General features: G+C 73.3%; 17 protein-coding genes. 8 read left to right on the plus strand and 9 right to left on the minus strand.

The features are described from left to right. Window positions 1-12: 12 nt before the first annotated feature. The 4 genes from ACIHAD_RS46530 to ACIHAD_RS46545 all read right to left on the minus strand — a co-directional run bounded on the left by ACIHAD_RS46530 (window position 13) and on the right by ACIHAD_RS46545 (window position 3,363). The gene (locus ACIHAD_RS46530) at window positions 13-789 is read right to left on the minus strand and encodes an N-acetylmuramoyl-L-alanine amidase (protein ID WP_397361280.1); all 777 of its coding nucleotides are present in this window, start codon (window positions 787-789) and stop codon (window positions 13-15) included. Between the two features lie 78 nt (window positions 790-867). Further along, window positions 868-945 (minus strand): hypothetical protein, encoded by a 78-nt coding sequence (locus ACIHAD_RS46535; RefSeq protein WP_397361321.1) that lies wholly within the window; start codon window positions 943-945, stop codon window positions 868-870. Further along, window positions 942-1,451: a hypothetical protein gene (locus tag ACIHAD_RS46540; protein ID WP_397361281.1), complete on the minus strand. Its 510-nt coding sequence runs from the start codon at window positions 1,449-1,451 to the stop codon at window positions 942-944. Before ACIHAD_RS46540 ends, ACIHAD_RS46535 begins: the two co-directional genes overlap by 4 nt. A 46-nt stretch (window positions 1,452-1,497) precedes the next feature. Next, entirely contained in the window at window positions 1,498-3,363 is a 1,866-nt protein-coding gene (locus tag ACIHAD_RS46545; RefSeq protein WP_397361282.1) for a potassium transporter TrkA, read from the minus strand. 95 nt (window positions 3,364-3,458) lie between these two features. On the opposite strand from ACIHAD_RS46545, the gene ACIHAD_RS46550 reads away from it, so the two are divergent. From ACIHAD_RS46550 to ACIHAD_RS46570, 5 genes are all read left to right on the plus strand, one after another. Then, window positions 3,459-4,949 (plus strand): serine/threonine-protein kinase, encoded by a 1,491-nt coding sequence (locus tag ACIHAD_RS46550; RefSeq protein WP_397361283.1) that lies wholly within the window; start codon window positions 3,459-3,461, stop codon window positions 4,947-4,949. Between the two features lie 56 nt (window positions 4,950-5,005). Then, complete coding sequence (locus tag ACIHAD_RS46555; RefSeq protein ID WP_397361284.1) at window positions 5,006-6,118, plus strand: DUF5925 domain-containing protein; 1,113 nt, start codon at window positions 5,006-5,008, stop codon at window positions 6,116-6,118. 118 nt (window positions 6,119-6,236) lie between these two features. Next, window positions 6,237-7,271, plus strand: a complete 1,035-nt coding sequence (locus tag ACIHAD_RS46560; RefSeq protein WP_397361285.1) for a C39 family peptidase — start codon at window positions 6,237-6,239, stop codon at window positions 7,269-7,271. A 6-nt stretch (window positions 7,272-7,277) separates the two neighbouring features. After that, on the plus strand, window positions 7,278-9,155 hold the full coding sequence (locus ACIHAD_RS46565) for a prolyl oligopeptidase family serine peptidase (protein ID WP_397361286.1): 1,878 nt from the start codon (window positions 7,278-7,280) through the stop codon (window positions 9,153-9,155). After that, complete coding sequence (locus ACIHAD_RS46570) at window positions 9,152-10,414, plus strand: M20/M25/M40 family metallo-hydrolase (RefSeq protein WP_397361287.1); 1,263 nt, start codon at window positions 9,152-9,154, stop codon at window positions 10,412-10,414. The genes ACIHAD_RS46565 and ACIHAD_RS46570 overlap by 4 nt, the downstream gene beginning before the upstream one ends. 58 nt (window positions 10,415-10,472) lie before the next feature. Here ACIHAD_RS46570 and ACIHAD_RS46575 read toward each other — a convergent pair whose 3' ends face one another. Then, window positions 10,473-12,203, minus strand: a complete 1,731-nt coding sequence (locus ACIHAD_RS46575; protein ID WP_397361288.1) for an FAD-dependent monooxygenase — start codon at window positions 12,201-12,203, stop codon at window positions 10,473-10,475. An 85-nt stretch (window positions 12,204-12,288) separates the two neighbouring features. On the opposite strand from ACIHAD_RS46575, the gene ACIHAD_RS46580 reads away from it, so the two are divergent. Both ACIHAD_RS46580 and ACIHAD_RS46585 read left to right on the plus strand, forming a co-directional pair. Further along, the gene (locus ACIHAD_RS46580) at window positions 12,289-12,942 is read left to right on the plus strand and encodes a TetR/AcrR family transcriptional regulator C-terminal domain-containing protein (RefSeq protein WP_397361289.1); all 654 of its coding nucleotides are present in this window, start codon (window positions 12,289-12,291) and stop codon (window positions 12,940-12,942) included. Window positions 12,943-12,996: 54 nt separating this feature from the next. Further along, window positions 12,997-13,596 (plus strand): TIGR03086 family metal-binding protein, encoded by a 600-nt coding sequence (locus ACIHAD_RS46585; RefSeq protein ID WP_397361290.1) that lies wholly within the window; start codon window positions 12,997-12,999, stop codon window positions 13,594-13,596. A 42-nt stretch (window positions 13,597-13,638) separates the two neighbouring features. On the opposite strand, the gene ACIHAD_RS46590 is transcribed toward ACIHAD_RS46585, so the two are convergent. The 3 genes from ACIHAD_RS46590 to ACIHAD_RS46600 all read right to left on the minus strand — a co-directional run bounded on the left by ACIHAD_RS46590 (window position 13,639) and on the right by ACIHAD_RS46600 (window position 15,557). Beyond that, complete coding sequence (locus ACIHAD_RS46590; RefSeq protein ID WP_397361291.1) at window positions 13,639-14,382, minus strand: DUF427 domain-containing protein; 744 nt, start codon at window positions 14,380-14,382, stop codon at window positions 13,639-13,641. A 40-nt stretch (window positions 14,383-14,422) separates the two neighbouring features. Further along, a complete protein-coding gene (locus tag ACIHAD_RS46595; protein WP_397361293.1) occupies window positions 14,423-15,007 on the minus strand; it encodes a hypothetical protein in 585 nt (194 codons plus the stop codon). 82 nt (window positions 15,008-15,089) lie between these two features. Beyond that, window positions 15,090-15,557, minus strand: a complete 468-nt coding sequence (locus tag ACIHAD_RS46600; protein WP_397361294.1) for an adenylyltransferase/cytidyltransferase family protein — start codon at window positions 15,555-15,557, stop codon at window positions 15,090-15,092. Between the two features lie 206 nt (window positions 15,558-15,763). On the opposite strand from ACIHAD_RS46600, the gene ACIHAD_RS46605 reads away from it, so the two are divergent. Next, window positions 15,764-16,216 carry an ATP-binding protein gene (locus ACIHAD_RS46605; RefSeq protein ID WP_397361295.1) on the plus strand — a complete coding sequence of 151 codons (453 nt, stop codon included), beginning with the start codon at window positions 15,764-15,766 and terminating at the stop codon, window positions 16,214-16,216. A gap of 20 nt (window positions 16,217-16,236) precedes the next feature. On the opposite strand, the gene ACIHAD_RS46610 is transcribed toward ACIHAD_RS46605, so the two are convergent. Next, window positions 16,237-17,211, minus strand: coding sequence for a response regulator transcription factor (locus ACIHAD_RS46610; RefSeq protein WP_397361296.1), 975 nt, complete (start codon window positions 17,209-17,211; stop codon window positions 16,237-16,239). Between the last annotated feature and the right edge of the window lie 152 nt (window positions 17,212-17,363).

The following is a 17,363-nucleotide window of genomic DNA, read 5'->3' on the forward strand; positions in this document are numbered from 1 at the left end:
GTAATCCGGGGGTTACCCGTCGGCGGGCGGCGCCTCCCAGGCCAGCTTCCACGTGAGCGGGCCCACGATCCCGTCGTCCTCGACGCCCTGCTCACGCTGGAACCTGCGGCACGCGTCGCGGGACCGGCCGCCGTACGCGCCGTCGACGGTCAGGTCCCAGCCGCGCTTCTTCATCTGGCGCTGCCAGGTGCGCACGTCCTCGCCCTCCATGACCGGCGGGTACTTCAGCAGCCGGCCGGGGAAGGGCGGCGTGGCCGGCGGCGGGGTGGTGGTGCCGCCGCCCGGACGGGGCGCGCCGCGCTTGATCCAGGCGTACAGGGGGTCGCCGGGGCAGTCGGTGGAGTAGCCGTCGCGGTGGCCCTTGATCTCCTTGCCGGCGCCGCCCTCGTCGCGCACGTACTGGACGGCGTCGAGGATCGCCTCCAGCATCGCGTCGGGCGGCTGCACCAGCCCGGCGTTGCCGACCAGCCCGAGCACGGCGTAGTGACCGGCGTTGAGCCCGGGACCGTTGGCGGCGGGCAGATGATGCAGCCCCCGCCCCTCGAACACCTTCCGGTGCGCACAGGCGACGAACGAATAGCCGATGTCTATCCAGCCGTTCCCGTCCATGTGGTACGCCTGGATCGATCGCACGAGGGACACGCAGCCGGCGTGGTCGGACACGATGGCGGGTTCGACCCTGCCGCCGGTGTAGTGGACCTTGACGCCCTTGGTCGAATCGAGCTGGGTGTAGGCGCCGCGGGGCGCGCGGGCCTGCCAGTCGCGCCGTAACACCAGATCTATGTCCACGGATGCTCTCCGAGAGTAGATATCGGGACGACCGAGCGTAACGCCAGCGAGGTGAACAGGTCCGGGGATCGCGCTATTTCACGGCCTGATCACCCGCCGTTCGGTCACGATCGCGGTGATCAGATCGTGCGGCGTCATGTCGAACGCGGGGTTCAGCGCCTGAGTGCCCTCGGGCGCGACGCGTACACCTCGCCCTTGGCCGGCAGGTACGGCCCCGCCGAGTCGGCCACGAGCCGGTGCGGCGCGCCCATCCTGGCCAGTTCCCAGGTGGTGAGCCGGGCGCCCTGGAGCAGCGGGCGGGGCTCCAGGGCGAGCACCTCGGCCAGGCGGCCGCGTTCGTGCAGGGTCTGGATCACGCCGAGGGCGGTGCCGCGTTCGACGGCGGCCAGGCCGCCGGTGTTGCAGACGGTCATGATCCGCAGCCGGTCGCCCTCCAGCAGGCCGGCGCCGCGCTCGCTCATGGCCAGGCAGGCGGCGATGTCGTCGTCGCGGACGCGGAGCGCGGCGGCCACGCCGAGCGCGGGGGCGCCGCGCACGGCCAGCCGCCGGATCGCCGCGACGAGCTCGGCCACGGTCTCGACGCGCAGCCGCACGCACCGGTCGGGCAGCAGCGTCTGGTCCACGAGCTCGACGGCGTCGCCGGCCCAGTCAATGGTCCTCACGCCGCACACCGTAGCCCACGGCCCGGGGCCCGGTCCGGCCCCGGGATCAGCGTTCGGCCAGGACGATCACGGAGTCCTGCCGGCCGAGGACGACGGTGTCGCTCTTGGCGGGGTTCAGCACGATGCCATAGTGCGGCGGGACGTTCCTGGAGACGTTGTCGCGGTAGCCGATCGCGGTCTCGCCCCTGCGCCGGGCCGCCTCGACGATGGTGGCGAAGGTGACCTCGGTGCCGGTCGTCACGTACGAGGCGGCGGGCCTGGGGTAGATCTCCGAGCCGTGCGAGTCGAACAGGTAGCCGAAGACGTCGGCCAGGTGCCGGTTCTCGGCGAGCTGGGCCAGCAGGAGGCCGATGACGGTGTCGCTGATGACGATGTCGTCGGCCTCGGTGACCTCGGCGAGGGCCCGGTTGCCCTCGTCGTGCATCTCGCTGACGATCGAGTAGTGCTCGCCGAGCGTGCTCTGCATGTCGCGGAGCTGGAGCAGGGTCATGAGCGTGCGGGTGTCGGCGTGGTGGGGCTTGAAGCGGTCGTCGGAGAGCACGATGACGTGCTGGTAGAGGCCGATGCCGAGGGATTCGAGGGCGTACCGGTCGGTGGTGTCGCAGTCCTTGACGTTCACGGTGAGGGTGCGCAGCCCGGTCAGGCCGGTGCCGGCCTTGGGGTGGTCGGCGGCGATGTCCAGGACGGAGCCCGGGGAGACGTAGCCGTCCAGGTAGCGCACGATCTGCTCGGCGCGGCCGTTCCAGTTCAGGAGCAGCGTGCGTTCGGGCTCTTGCTGCGTGGCGCCGGTGGCGGTGACGGCCCGCTCGTCCACGGGGGGCTCGCCGGTGGCGAGCTTGATGTGGGAGTCGTCGTGGGCGATGACGACGACCTGGTCCTTGACGGTGATGACGGTGTCCACAGGCGGGTTGAGCACAACGCCGGCCGGCCCGCGTAAGCCGATGACGGCGGCGGTCTCGTAGGCGTGCAGCGCCTGGCCGTAGGTGGCGCCGACGAGCTCCTCGTCGGCGCGCAGGTAGATCTCGCCGCCGTCGAAGTTGAGCAGGTCCATGCAGACGACGGACATGCCGGACTGGCGGGAGGACTGGACGATCAGCCGGGAGGCGGTGTCGTCGGAGTCGACCAGGTGCACGTCCTCGCCGCCGGCCAGCCGGGCGGCGGCGAGGTTGCGGGCGGAGGCCAGGGCGGCGACCACGGGCGGGTGGGAGCCGGCGCGCTTGGCCAGGGCCAGCAGGATCTTGATGACGTGCGCGTCGGGGTCCTCGCCCTCGGGTGAGAGCACGACGACGGACCTGGCGTCGGTGAGGTTCATCAGGCCGAGGTCGCGCGGCTCGGTGGGACGGCCGGTGCGGCAGACCAGGCGGGTCCTGCCGAGGTCGCCGACGTGCTCGCGGATGTCCTCCTCCATGGCCAGCTTGTCGCGGTCGGCCAGGATGGCGATGACCGAGTTCTTCTGGCTGGCGTGCGCCTTGACGAGCTCGGTGACGATCGTGAACACCTGGTCCGACCAGCCGAGCACCACCGTGTGGCCGGACTCGACGATGCGTGAACGGCCCCTGCGCAGGCGGTCCACCTTCTGCTTGAGGCCGTTGGACAGCAGGCCGACGAGCATGCTGACGATGAAGATGCCGCCGAGCGATCCGGCGAACATCACGGTCATGTAGCCGAACGAGCCCTTGTCGCTGGCGACCTTGCTGGGGGTGAGGGCGTGCATGAGGGCGACCCACAACACCTGCCCCGCGCCGCTGACGCCGTCCGGCTCGTCGGGCGCGAGCCAGAGCGTGAACGCGGCCACCACGAGGATGAGCGCGACCGACACCACCGCGAGCCAGCCGATGAGCGACGCCGTTCCCCTGGACATGGTGTTGTCGAACCAGTACCGCGCCCGTTCGCGGACCGTGACCCTCGACACTTCCCCGATACCTCCGTGTAAGGAGTGATTTAGACCGACGACACAAGGTACCGGGCGATCTTGGCTTCCGCATGGCGAGCGGTAACGTAGCCGCCATGGTGACCCCCCTCACAGCGGACGATCCGGCATCTCTGGGCGATTTCCGCCTTTCCGGACGTCTGGGCGAGGGCGGGCAGGGCGTGGTCTACCTGGCCCACTCCGCCTCCGGGGAGCCGGTCGCGGTCAAGCTGCTCAACGCGGGCGACCAGGAGACGCGGGCCAGGCTGGCGCGCGAGCTCGACGCGCTGGAGTCGATCGCCTCCTTCTGCACGGCCCGGGTGCTCGACGTCTCGACGCGGGGCTCGCGGCCGTACGTGGTGAGCGAGTTCGTGGACGGGCCCTCGCTGGCCGAGCGCGTGGCCGAGCGCGGCCCGCTGCGCGGCGGCGAGCTGGAACGCCTGGCGGTCGGCACGGCCACCGCGCTGGCGGCCATCCACGCGGCCGGGGTCGTCCATCGCGACTTCAAGCCGTCCAACGTGCTGCTCGGGCCGGACGGGCCGCGGGTGGTGGACTTCGGCATCGCCAGGGCCGAGGGGGCGGCGACGCACACCTCGGGGCTGATCGGCACGCCCGCGTACCTGTCGCCCGAGCAGATCGCGGGCTCGCCCGCCTCGGGGGCCTCCGACGTGTTCGCGTGGGCGGCGACGATGGTCCACGCGGCCACGGGGGTCAGCCCGTTCGGGGCGGACACCGTGCCGGCGGTGCTGCACCGGGTGCTGCACGCCGAGCCGGACCTGTCGCCGTTGCCGTCCCGGCTGCGCGGGGTGATCGCCGCCGCCCTGGCCAAGGACCCGGCCCGGCGCCCGACGGCCGGCGCCCTGATGATCGCCCTGGTCGCCCCCGGCACATCTCCCGTCCCCCCACCCGGCCCCGCGCCGGGCACGCCTCCCGGATCCCCACCCGGCCCCGGCCCGGCCGCGGGGCCTCAGCGTCTTGATCCGGTCGTGGCCGACACGCGCGAGAGTCGGGCGGGCCGAAGCGGGGGGCGCGGCGTCCTCGTCGGGGCCGGGGCGGTCCTGGTGGCCCTGGCCGTGGTCGGCGGCGTGGTCCTGCTGACCACCCGTACGCCCGGCTCGACCGCCACCCGGTCCACCCCGCCGCCGTCCGCGACCGCGGCCACGTCCACCCCGCCGTCCGCGACCGCCTCTCCCGGAACGCCCGCCGCCACCGCCCGTACGGCCACGGCGCGGCCCCCCGGCGGGACCGGGGATCCGAAGATCCCCGCGGCCTTCGCCGGCACCTGGTCGGGCCACACCGACACCACCAACCCGCTCGACCCCGACGGCGCCGACAACACGGTCGAACTGAAGGCCGGCCGGTCGCAGGCGGCCTGGAAGGAGCAGGACTCCCAGGTCGACTGCACCGCCACGATCACGCTGACCGAGGTGCGCCCGGACCGGCTGACTTTCTCCCTCGGCACGACCACGGGCGGCTGCATCCCGGGTACTGTCTGGCTGGAGCTTAAAGGCGACACTCTCACCTACACCTGGCGAGACGTGCCCGGCCTGGGAATGGTCACCCAGACCGGCGATCTCGGCAAGAAGTGACCGAACCGCTCGCATAACCCTTCGACATCCGAGCCCACGAAGGAGATCCTTTACCTATGTCTGTGATCAGGGAGGTGCCGTTCCCCAGCCCGGACTCCTCGTCCGAGCTGCCGATGAACATCTGGATCGACGACGCCGACTCGGCGATCGACGTCATCGACGCCCTGGCGTTGTCGCCGTTCGCGACCGGCGTCCAACCCTGGTCCAGGCTGGCCAACCTGGAGCGCGTGCGCCCGGACGCCCGGCTGCAGCCCGCCGAGGGGCGGGTGCTGCGCACCGCGCAGGTGGAGGACGGTTCGGAGTCGCGGCTCATCTGCGGCGAGGGGTGGACGCTGCGGGTCATCCGGCACCGCAACCGCACCGCCATGGTGAGCGTGACGGCCGTGAGCGAGGAACTGGCCACCTCGGTGCTGAAGGAGAGCATCGACGGCGCCGAGGAGCCGATGCCCGACGCCGACCACGTCGAGATGGGCTTCTGGTGGCGCGGCTCCCACGGCGGCAACCGGTCGGAGAAGCCGATCACCGCCCAGCCGTGGGACGAGATCGGGACGAACTACTCGGCGCAGGTGCGCCCGGCGCTCGGCCGCCTGATGGCGACCACGCCCGCCGACGTCAACGGCCGGCTCGTCCTGTTGCACGGCCAGCCCGGCACCGGCAAGACCACGCTGCTGCGCACGCTGGCCAAGCAGTGGCACGACTGGTGCCAGGTCGACTGTGTGCTCGACCCGGAGCGGCTGTTCAACGACCCGGGCTACCTGATGGAGGTGGCGGTCGGCTACGACACCGACGACGACACCCAGCGGTGGCGGCTGCTGGTGCTGGAGGACTGCGACGAACTGATCAGCTCGGGCGCCAAGGCCCAGGCCGGGCAGGGGCTCTCGCGGCTGCTCAATCTCACCGACGGCCTGCTCGGCCAGGGCCGCGACGTGCTGGTGGCCATCACCACGAACGAAGACCTGACCCGCCTGCACCCGGCGGTGATCCGTCCGGGCCGCTGCCTGGCCCAGATCGAGGTCGGCCCGCTGACCAGGGACGAGGCCGTCGCCTGGCTCGGCTCGTCGCAGGGCGTCGGCGCCTCGGGGGCCACCCTCGCGGAGCTGTACGCCCTGCGCGCGGGCCGCGCGATCAGTTCGGCGGGCCCCGACGAGTCCACCGGTCTCTACCTGTGACCGAGCCCGCCGGGGGCGTCAGGCACGCCCCCGGCGTCCCGCGCGCCGGGGAGCACGTCCGGGCTGGTACGTAAACCAACCGATGTGCGACACCCGGTGTGAAACCACAATATGGCTGGTGCTCACCGTCGATCTGGCGCGCGTCGCCTTCACCCGTCTCGCCGTGCCCGGAGGCACGTGGACCAGCGAGGAACACCGGGTCGGCTTCGCGGCCACCCAGCTCGTCCCCTCGTGGACCGCGCGCACCCCGCCGGGCGCCTGGGTCGAGGTGGAGCTGCGGGCCAGGACCGGGGCAGGCACGCTGACCAAGTGGTACGTCATGGGCCGCTGGTCCGAGCACGGGCCGCGCACCTCGGTGCCCGGCCAGGGTGACGAGGACGGCGACGTGGCCGTGGACACGTTCGTGGCCAGGCGGCCGGTCGTGGCGTTCCAGACGAGGGTCACCGCGCGCGGCGAGGGCGCGCGGATGACCTCTCTCGGCGTGCTGGCCTCGGCCCTGCCGCAGCGTCCGGTCGCGGTGAGCACGCCCGGGCCGGCCGGGCACGTCGAGCTGGACGTGCCCGGCCGTTCCCAGTACGCGCACGCCGGGCACCACCCGCGCTGGGACGGCGGCGGCGCGAACTGGTGCAGCCCCGCCTCGGTGGCGATGGTCCTGGCCTTCTGGGGCCGCGGCCCCGAGCCCGGCGAGCTGGACTGGGTGGGCGCGGACGACCCCGCCCCGGCGGTGGACCACGCGGCCATGGGCACCTACGACGACGGCTACCAGGGCACCGGGAACTGGCCGTTCAACGTGGCCTACGCGGGGCGTTACGGGCTGACCGGCTTCGTGACCAGGCTGCTGTCGGCGGCCGAGCTGGAGTCGTTCGTCCTGGCGGGGATCCCGGTGATCGCCTCGCTGTCGTTCAAGGCCCACGAGCTGCCCGGCTCCGGCTACTCCACGAACGGCCACATCCTCGTCGTCACCGGCTTCACCGCCGGGGGCGACGTCGTCGTGAACGACCCCGCCGCGCCCGCGAACGGCGAGGTTCGCCGGGTATACCCGCGGGCGGCGTTCGAGAACGTGTGGCTGAGGAGCTCGGGCAGCGGCGGCATCGTGTACGTCCTCCACCCGCCCGGGCACCCCCTGCCTCCCTGTACCAACGGCAATTGGTGATTTTTCATGAGCATTCGACCGATCGATGTGGCGCGTACCGACGGCGGCCCCCAGTGGGTGGAGGCCGTGGCCACGCCCGAAGGCGTGGAGGTGTGGTGGGACGAGCCGCGCCCGCACGAGGGCGGCAGGCGCTGCGTGGTGCGCCGCCTGCCCGACGGCTCCCGCGCCGACGTGCTGCCTCCCGGCTGGAACGCCCGCAACCGCCTGATCGAGTACGGCGGCCGCTCCTGGCGCCCGCTGCCGGGCGGCGGCCTGGTCTTCACCAATTGGTCCGACCAGCGGCTCCACCGCCTGGACGCCCCCGGCTCCCCGGATGAGACCGCCCAGCCGGTCGCGCTCACCCCCGAGGGCCCGGCACGGTACGGCGACCTCTACCTCCCGCCCGGCCGCGACGAGGTGTGGGCGGTCCGGGAGACCGACGACGTGCGGGACCTGGTCGCGGTCCCCCTGGACGGCGGCCCGGTCAGGGTCGTCGCCCGGACCCACCACTTCCTCATGAACCCCCGCCTCTCCCCCGACGGCGCCCGGATCGCCTGGATCGGCTGGAACCACCCCGACATGCCCTGGGACGGCACCGAGCTGTGCGTGGCCTCCCTGTCCCCGGACGGAGTCGCGGGCCCCCACCAGGTCGTGGCCGGCGGCCCCGAGGAGTCGGTGGCCCAGGCCGAGTGGCGCGACGCGGACTCCCTGTACGCCGTCACCGACCCGACCGGCTGGTGGAACGTGCACGTCGTGCACCTCGACGGCTCGCCCTCGCGCAACCTCACCCCGATGGAGCTGGAGTTCGGCGCGGCGGCCTGGAAGCCGGGCCTGACCTGCCTGGCCCCGGCGGGCGAGCACCTGGTCGTCGTGTACGGCACCGCCGACCACCGCCGCCTGGGCGTGCTCGACCCGGCGACGGGCGGCCTGCGGGAGATCGGCGGGGAGGAGCACACGTACTGGGCCTCGACGGTGTCGGCGGCCGGGGGCAGGGCGGCGGCGGTGGGGGCGACGCCGTACACGCCGCTGGAGGTCACGCTGGTCGATCTGGCCACCGGCGGGCACGAGGTCGTCTCGGCCCCCAAGCCCCTGCCCGACCGCGCGCTGCTGCCCACGCCGGAGGCGGTGACGATCGAGGGCGTGCACGCCCATCTCTACCCGCCGGCCGGGGTCGCGGGCCCGGCGCCGTACGCGATCTTCGTGCACGGCGGCCCGACCGGGAACACGCCGGTCGTGCTGGACCTGGAGATCGCCTACTTCACCAGCAGAGGCATCGGCGTGGCCGTGGTGAACTACGGCGGCTCGACCGGCTACGGCCGGGCCTACCGCGAGCGGCTGCGGCACCGGTGGGGCGTGGTGGACGTCCAGGACTGCGCCAAGGTGGCCCGCGGGCTGGTGCAGCTCGGCCGGGCGGACGCGGCCAGGATCGCGATCCGGGGCGGCAGCGCCGGCGGCTGGACGACGGTGGCCGCGCTGGTGCACAGCGACGTGTTCGCGGGGGGCGTCGCGCACTACGCGATCACCGACCCGGAGAGCTGGGCGGCCGAGACGCACGACTTCGAGTCGCGCTACCTCGACGGCCTGGTGGGCCCGCTGCCCGAGACGCGGCAGCGGTACACCGACCGCTCGCCGCTCCTGAACGCGGCCCGGGCATCGGGCCCATGCCTCATGTTGCACGGTCTGGAGGACGCGATCGTGGACGTGAGCCAGGCTGAGCGATTCACCGCCGAACTGGACAAGCACGGCAAACAGTGGGCTCTGCTCACCTTCGCCGGCGAGCAGCACGGCTGGCGCAGGGAAGAGACCATCGTGGCGGCGCTGGAGGCCGAGCTGGCCTTCTACGGGCTGATCTTCGACCTGGAGACGCCCGGCGTGCCGCCGCTGACGTTGAAGGGGAGAGCGTGAAGAGCGTCGCCGAGATCTGCTCGGACCTGATCAGGTTCGACACCACCAACCCGGGCTCGGGCGAGCGCCCGGCGGCCGAGTACGTGGCCACGCTGCTGGCCGACGCGGGGCTGGAGCCGGTGGTGTTCGAGTCGGCGCCCCGGCGCACCACCGTCGTGGCCAGGATCGACGGCGACTCCCCCGACGCGCTGCTCGTCCACGGTCACCTGGACGTGGTGCCCGCCGACCCCGCCGAGTGGCGGATGCACCCGTTCTCCGGCGAGATCACCGACGGCTGCGTGTACGGCCGGGGCGCGGTGGACATGAAGGGCTCGTGCGCGATGACCCTCGCGGCCGTGCTCGGCATGGCGGCGGGCGGCGTGCGGCCGAAGCGGGACCTGGTGCTGGCCTTCCTGGCCGATGAGGAGGCGACCGGCGACTACGGCTCCCGGCACGCGGTGACCGAGCACCGGCACCTGTTCGACGGCGTCACCGAGGCCATCAGCGAGTCGGGCGGCTTCAGCGTCGACTCCGGCGGGCGGCGCGTCTACCCGATCGCCGTCGGCGAGCGCGGCACCGCGTGGATGAAGGTGACCGCCCACGGCGTGGCGGGCCACGGCTCGCGGCCCGCCGTGGACAACCCCGTCGCCACGCTGGCCCACGCCCTGTCGCGGGTGGCCGCCCACCAGTGGCCGGTACGCCTGACGCCGTCGGTCGCCGCGCTCCTGGAGAGCCTGTCGGAGATCACCGGGCAGCCGATCGACCTGGACCGGCTGGACGCCGAGGCCGACCGGCTGGGCGCGCTCGGCGAGCTGTTCCACGGCCAGATCCGCAACTCGGCGAACCCGACGATGCTGGAGGCCGGGTACAAGGTCAACGTGGTGCCCTCGACGGCCTCGGCGCACGTGGACGGCCGGTACCTGCCGGGCCTGCGGGAGGAGTTCCTCGCGACGATCGACGAGCTGCTCGGGCCGAAGATCACCCGCGAGTTCGTGAACCTGGAGGAGGCGCCCGCCGCGCCGTACCCGTCGGCGTTCTTCGACGAGCTGGCGGGGGCGCTGGTGGCCGAGGACCCGCAGGCGCGGCCGGTGCCGTACGTGATGAGCGGCGGCACCGACGCCAAGTCCTTCGCCACCATCGGCATCCAGGGGTACGGCTTCGCCCCGCTCATGCTCCGGCCCGACCTGGACTACTTCGGCATGTTCCACGGCAAGGACGAGCGGGTGCCGGTGGAGGGCCTGGAGTTCGGCACCCGCGTACTGACCCGCCTGCTCACCTGACCGCCCCGACGCGCGTCCCGGGGGCGCGCGTCCGTGGGGTGCGCCTTCGTGGGGACGGTCATGACGCCGGGCCGAACCAGGCGGCGAGCGCGTCTCCGAGGCCGCTTCCCGGCCTGCCCGCCCAGGCCACGTAGCCGTCGGGCCGGATGAGCAGAGCACCGCCACCGGCCGGGCGCGCGCCGGACGGGGGTCCCCCTGCCTCGGGGCCGCCGGCCCGAGGTGTGGCGGCCACGGCCAGGCGTACGCGGTCGCGGTGGCCGGCCAGCGCGACCGCCAGTTCGGCCGTGTCCGCGCCGCCGGACAGGTCGAGCAGCAACCCCCGCCCGTCCCGCAGCGACTCCGCGACCGGCCGCCCCGTCCCGTCCGCCGCAGGGGTCTCGCTCCCCCACCCGCCGCCACCCACCGCCCCAGCAACCCGAGGGCCGGAAGTGTGGAGACCGGGAGCGCGGGGACCCGAAGCGGGTGGGGTGGCGGTCAGGGGTGGGGTGAAGCGGCCGACGCGGGGGTCGGGCGAGGCGGGCGCGTAGTCGACGTCGGTGCCCTCGACCATGCCGGTGAAGTGCCGCTTGGCGTCCGGCAGCGCCATCACCTCCGACAGCACCTCCCGAAGCGCGTCCACCTGGGCCCCCGGACGCATCGCCGCCACCTGGGCGCGGGTGTTGCGCAGCACGCGGGCCGCCACCGGGTGACGCTCGTCGGTGTAGGTGTCGAGCAGGCTCTCCGGAGCCGCGCCCCGGGCCACCAGCGCCAGCTTCCACCCCAGGTTGACGGCGTCCTGCAGCCCCAGGTTGAGCCCCTGGCCGCCGATCGGCGAGTGCACGTGGGCGGCGTCCCCCGCCAGCAGGACGCGTCCCCTGCGGTAGGTGTCGGCGTGCCGGGTGTTGTCGCTGTAGCGGATGCCCGCCTCCAGCCGCGCGACGCCGACGTCCTCCCCCGTCACCCGGCGCAGGCTGCCCGCCAGCTCCTCGGCCGTCACCGGCGCGTCCCTGTCGAAGGACCTGCCGCCGGGCTCGTCGCCGGACCCGTCGGCGGATCCCTCGCCGGACCCGTCGGAGAATCCGCCGCCGGGCCCGCCGCCGAACTCGATGGTGGCGATCTCCCCGGGCACCAGGGACAGGTTCACCAGCCCGGCCGGGCAACGCAGGGACGAGGTGACCGACCCGGGCCCGGTCAGCGTGGCCACGGCCGTCCTGCCGGTCATGGTCGCGGGCGTGCCGGAGAAGGCGAACCCGGACCGCTTGCGCACCAGGCTCCGCCCGCCGTCGCAGCCCACCAGGTAGGCGGCCTCGACGCGCTCGCCGTCCGCCAGCGTGGCCACCGCGCGGACGGCGTCCTGGGTGACGTCCACGACGGCGCGGCCCTGCCGGACCGGTACGCCGAGCGCGGCGGCCCGCGCGGCCAGGACTGCCTCGATCCGGTGCTGCTTGAGCATGGCGTACTCGGCCCCGCCGTGCTCCTCCAGCAGCGGCAGGCCGGCGAAGTGACCGCGCATCATGCCCTTCCTGAGCAGCTCGGTCATCATGCCGACCAGGTCGGAGCGGTCCGGGCCCGGACCGGTGGCCAGCTCGTCGAACAGCCTCCACTGCGCCTCGGTCAGCGGCTCCACCAGCCCGCGCAGCTCCAGCGAGTGCAGGGTGCGCGCGTTGAGCGAGCGCAGGCCGAGGCTGCGGGTCACGCGTTCCTCGCCGGTGGCCGCCTCCAGGACCAGCGGCTCGGCCCCGCCCAGCTTGAGCTCGCAGGCCAGCAGCAGCCCGACCGGCCCGCCGCCCACGATGATCACGTCGGTCATCCCCGGCTCCTTACTTACACCGTATGCTTACGTCGTAAGTCGAGCACGTCCACCGTAAGCTCTGTCAAGCACGAAGGGAGAGCCGATGGCACGGCGCGAGCCGCTGAACCGGGAGAAAGTCCTCGACGCGGCCCTGGAGCTGGCGGACGCGGAGGGCCTGGACGGCCTGTCCATGCGGCGGCTGGCCAAGGCGCTCGGCGTGGAGGCGATGTCGCTCTACAACCACGTCTCGAACAAGGCCGACCTGGTCGACGGCATCGTGGAGCGGGTGTTCCACCAGGTGGAGCCGCCAGACCCGGGGCTGCCCTGGCAGGAGCAGCTACGCGTCACGGCGCGCAACATGCACCAGGCGTTCAGCCGCCATCCCGTGGTCCCGCTGGCACTGGCGACCGACCGGTCCAACCCCACCTCGCCGCACGCGCTGAGGACCTTCGACGGCCTGGTCGGCACGCTGTACGCGGCGGGCTTCGACGACCTGGGCGCCTGGCGGGCGCTGACCGCCGTGAACGCCCTGGTGTTCGGCACCCTGCTGCTGTCCACCGGCGGCTTCGGCGGCGACCCCGGGCGGCACGCCGGCGAGGAGCAGGTGGGCGTCTACGTCCGCGCCCTCGACCCGGAACGCCTGCCGCACTTCGCCAGGCTGCTGCGCTGGACGCGCGGCGGCGTCGACCCGGCCGCCGACTTCGAGCAGGCTCTGGACCTGCTGATCGACGGGCTCACGAAGGCAGCCGCCAATTAGTGGAACAAATCATTCCGTTCTGATATTGTGGAGGCACGACGAAAGGAGCTCCACATGAGCGACGACATCAGCGGCTGGGCCGTTCTGGACGCCTCGCACGAGGCGCTGCGCAAGGCCGTCGGCGGCATCCCGGCCGACGGCTGGGACCTGCCGACCCCCTGCTCGGCGTGGAACGTCACCAAGGTCTTCAAGCACGCGGTCGGCGACCAGATCGGCTTCGCCGCCACGCTCACGGGCGAGGACGGGCCGGCGTTCAACCCGTTCGACCCGCCCGCCGAGCCGGGCGCGGACCCGTCGGCCGAGCTTGAGGACGCCCTGACGCGCTCGGCCAGGGCGTGGGCCGCGGTCGACCGCGACGCCGCCGAGGTGGCGACGCCGGTGCCGCCGAACAAGATGTCGCCGTGGATGGGCTCGACGGCCTGCGCGCTCGACGCGGCCGTGCACGCCTGGGACATCGCCGTGGCCACGGGGCAGCCCTCGCCGCTGACGCCCGAGATGGCCGGGCCGCTGCTGGAGGTCGCCAAGCAGATCGCCGACCCGCTGCGCCCGTGGGGCGCCTACGCCGAGGCCCTGCCGGACGACGCCTCCGGCGACGAGGTCGCCGCCCTGCTGCGCTACCTCGGCCGCGACCCGCGCTGGGCCCCGGCCGCCTGATCCCCCGCCCGCGCCCCGCCACCCGGCGGGGCGGGGCCGGACTCAGGAGAACTTGGTCTTCGGACGCTCCTCGCGCTCGCCGTCGATGAAGATGTCCAGCTTCTCGTTGTAGAAGGCGATCAGCCCGGCCACGCGCTCGCTCTCGGGCAGCGGCGTGCGGTAGGACCAGGCCAGATCCTTCTTCCCGTTGACCGACCAGTACTCCGCCGTCCCCTTGTACGGGCAGTGCGTGGCGGTGTCGGTGTGCTCCAGCAGGTCGAGCCGTACGTCGGTCTTCGGCAGGTAGTAGCGGGCGGGCAGGCCCGTCTCGAACAGGATGCGGGCGTTGCGCGAGTCGGCCACGGTGACCCCGTCGACCTCCACCCGGATGTGCCGCGAGCTGGGCAGGATGTCCACCCGCGTGTACGGGTCGCGCGCGTGCACGTAGACCTCCTCGTCCTCCTCGAACCAGGCGTCCATGGCGTCCCAGTCGAAGCGCACGTGCCCGCGGATCTCCTCCAGCGGCGAGTCGTCGTGGACCAGCGCCGCCTCGGGAGCCTCCGCGGTGCCCGAGGTGACCGTGTGGACGGCCGCGTCGCCCCTGCTCGGGGAGTGCCTGAACGTGCCGGTCGGCTTGAGCGCCGCCTCCTCGACGTCCTGGAGGGGGAAGTAGTACGTGGGGTAGAAGGGGCCTTCCCACACCAGCAGGGCCCGGGTCGTGTCGGCGATCAGCCGGCCGCCCAGATAGGTCCGCACGCGCTTGGCCGACCGCTCGACGCGGACCCGGCCCCGGTTCGTGGCATCCATGTTCGCGCCAACCCCCGTGGCGGCGGGGCTATTCCGGCCCTCAGACCCCGAACAGCGCCAGCGTCGCCCACGTGGTGAGCGTGCCGGTGAACGCGCCCGCCGCGACCTGCGCCCACGTGTGATGGGCGAGGCGGACCCTGGCCCAGCACACCAGCCCCACCACGGCCGCGCCGGCGAGCGCGACCGGCAGGACGGGCAGCACGTGCGCCAGCACCACCACCGTGCCCGCCGAGACGGCGGCGTGGAAGGAGATCTTCCAGCGGGTGGTGATCGGCACGGTCACCGCCAGGGCGACCAGCATCGCGGTCACGGTGGCGACCAGCAGCCGCGGCGCGCCCAGCACGACGAGCAGCGCGAGCGCGACCAGCACGGCGGCCACGGCGGCCAGCAGCGGGCCGGTGCGGCGGGCGCGGTCGACGATGTGGTGGGAGTCGAGCCGCCCCGAACGCACGCCGAGCGCGATCACCGCCGCCGGCACGCCGCCGCAGAACGCCGAGGCCACCAGCCCCCAGGCGGCCCCGGTCCAGCCCTGGGCGAGCAGGCCCACGGCGGGCGGCATGACGATCACCAGCACTTGCGGTGCCAGCAGGTTCGTCACCCGCTTCGCCACCAGGTCGGCCATCATGGCATGAAAGATTACGCGATCATGGCCCCTGCCCGTTTCAGCGACGCCCAGCGCTCTCGGAGACCGGGAGGACCGGGGCGCCTCAGCCCTTGCCGGCGGCGTTCACGATGCGGGTCGTGGAGCGGTCGGGGATGGCCGCCATCTCCCAGCACTCCGCGCCCAGGATGGCCGCCGCCGTGGCCCGCGCGCCCGCGTGCGGGTCGCCCGCCGTGTGGGCCAGCGCCCCGGGCCGCATCGGCGCGAGCAGGTCGATGTAGTCCTCGGGGCCGTGGGCCTCGGGCGGCCCGGTCACCACGAAGACGCCGGACACGCAGCGCAGCGCGGCCAGCACCTCGGCCCGCTCCGCCGCCGGGTTGAACGGCCGGCTGGGCCCCTTCCACGCCCGCACGCGCGGGTCGTCCTCCACGCCGACCACCAGGGGCAGCCCGCGGGCGGCCACGGCGCCCAGGTAGCGCACGTGGCCCACGTGCAGGATGTCGAAGACGCCGGTCACGACCGCCGCCCCGGGCCCGTCGTACGGCTCCACCCAGACGGCCTCCAGGCTGCTCACGCGACCTCCTCCGACGGCCGGGCGAGTAGGCTGCTGTGCACGCTTTGCTCCCCACGGGCCTAGACGACTCGTCGATCGCAGCGTACTCGGTCGCCGCGCCCGGTCGTGCAGGCGACCTTGGGAAAGAGCATTCCTACCTTTTCGCGATAATCTTCGGGCCCCCTCTCGGGCGTCTCATGACGTCACCTGATTCGGGGGAGGTCGCCGTGGCGTCTTCGGACTCTCAGCATGCCGACGGGGGTGAATCGCCCGGGTTCCGCGACCTCGCGGTCCGGCTCCCGGGGGTTCCGTCCCAGGTCTCGCGGGCCAGGGGGCTCGTGACGGCCGCGCTCGGCCGCGATCATCCGCTCCATGACGACGTGGTCCTGCTCACCAGCGAGCTGGCCACGAACGCCATCCTGCACACCAGGTCCGGGGACGGCGGCTCGTTCACGGTGTCGGTGCTCAGCTCGGACACGACCGTCCGGGTGTGCGTCGCCGACGCCGGCGCGGACTGCCCGCCCTGCGTGTGCCGGACGGCTCCCCAGGCGACCAGCGGCCGGGGGCTGCCGCTGATCGAGGCGCTCAGCCACCGCTGGGGATTCGTCCGCGAGGACGGCTCGACGACGGTGTGGTTCGAGCTGACGCAGGCACGCGTGCCCGCCGGGATGCCCCTCTGAGGGGGCCGGGGCGCCCGGCGTCAGAGGTCGAGCCGGCACAACCCCTCGGCCAGCGCCTTGGTGGTCAGCCGGGTACGGCTGTCGCATCCCAGCTTGGCGAAGATGTGCTCCAGGTGGGTGGTCACCGTCCGCACGCTCAGCACCAGGCAGGCCGCGATCTGCGGGTTGGAGTCGCCGGCCGCTACCCGGGTGAGCACGTCGACCTCGCGGCCGGTCAGTTCGTAGGGCAGCGGGCAGGGCCGTTCGGCGGCGACCGCGCCCTGCAACGACCCCTGGTAGCCGACGCCGGCCCGCAGCAGCCGCACCTCGTGCCAGCGTCCGCCGCCGTCGAGCCACAGGCCGCGCCGGCTCAGCTCGCGCGAGTCGATGAACGCCCGCGCGAAGGCCGCCATGGCGGGGTCGTCCCACAGCTCGCGGGAGACCTCGTGGCCGGGCACCGCGCGGCGCTCGCCGCGCCGGTCGAAGGCGACCGCGCGGAAGTCGGACGGCAGCCCGGCGGGGTCGATCACGCACCGGGTGAGGTCGGTGACGTGCGCGAGCATCGGGCTCACGGCGGCGACCAGGGCGGTGGTGAGCAGCGGGAAGGCGTTCCTGGCGGCCAGGTGCAGCAGGCCGGTGTAGCGGCCGCCGTCGGCGAGGAACAGCGGCGTGGTCAGCCCGGCCCGCCAGCCGTAGGGGGCCAGGTGGCGGCGGAAGTAGCGTTCGGTGCCCGGCTGCGGCATGGGCACCGGACGCCGTCCGGCGATGGCCTCGCGGCAGGCGTCGAGCGCGGCGTACTCCTCGGCGGCGTCGCGGTCGATGCGCCGGTGGCCGTCGGAGACGACGCTGTGGTGACGCCCGGTGGCCGGGTCGAAGGCGACGAACTCGTAGGCGTCGAGCGGGACCACGTGGCGCAGCGCCGCCATCGCCGCGTGCGCGCCGCCACCACCCGCGACCTGGTAGCCGACCTCGGCGAACGCCTGCAACTGGCGGACGCTCAAGGTGATCTCAGCCACGGCTCTTTTATATCATTTGCCATTCCTTGACCGTCTGCTGAAGATTTTCTTCACGGCCGCCCGCGGTGCTACAGTCTCCGGCATGCAGCGCGCTCTCGTCACGACGACGCCGGACACGATCCCGGCGCGCTGATTCCACGCATCCCGGGCGG

This window comes from Nonomuraea sp. NPDC052265 (assembly GCF_044547985.1).
Lineage (GTDB): Bacteria > Actinomycetota > Actinomycetes > Streptosporangiales > Streptosporangiaceae > Nonomuraea.

Excerpts from the sequence above, each read along its gene's own strand:
- ACIHAD_RS46550 (WP_397361283.1), top strand. The coding sequence starts at position 3,459 with ATGGTGACCCCCCTCACAGCGGACGATCCGGCATCTCTGGGCGATTTC.
- ACIHAD_RS46555 (WP_397361284.1), top strand. The coding sequence starts at position 5,006 with ATGTCTGTGATCAGGGAGGTGCCGTTCCCCAGCCCGGACTCCTCGTCC.
- ACIHAD_RS46565 (WP_397361286.1), top strand. The coding sequence starts at position 7,278 with ATGAGCATTCGACCGATCGATGTGGCGCGTACCGACGGCGGCCCCCAG.
- ACIHAD_RS46575 (WP_397361288.1), bottom strand. The coding sequence starts at position 12,203 with ATGACCGACGTGATCATCGTGGGCGGCGGGCCGGTCGGGCTGCTGCTG.
- ACIHAD_RS46580 (WP_397361289.1), top strand. The coding sequence starts at position 12,289 with ATGGCACGGCGCGAGCCGCTGAACCGGGAGAAAGTCCTCGACGCGGCC.
- ACIHAD_RS46585 (WP_397361290.1), top strand. The coding sequence starts at position 12,997 with ATGAGCGACGACATCAGCGGCTGGGCCGTTCTGGACGCCTCGCACGAG.
- ACIHAD_RS46590 (WP_397361291.1), bottom strand. The coding sequence starts at position 14,382 with ATGGATGCCACGAACCGGGGCCGGGTCCGCGTCGAGCGGTCGGCCAAG.
- ACIHAD_RS46595 (WP_397361293.1), bottom strand. The coding sequence starts at position 15,007 with ATGATGGCCGACCTGGTGGCGAAGCGGGTGACGAACCTGCTGGCACCG.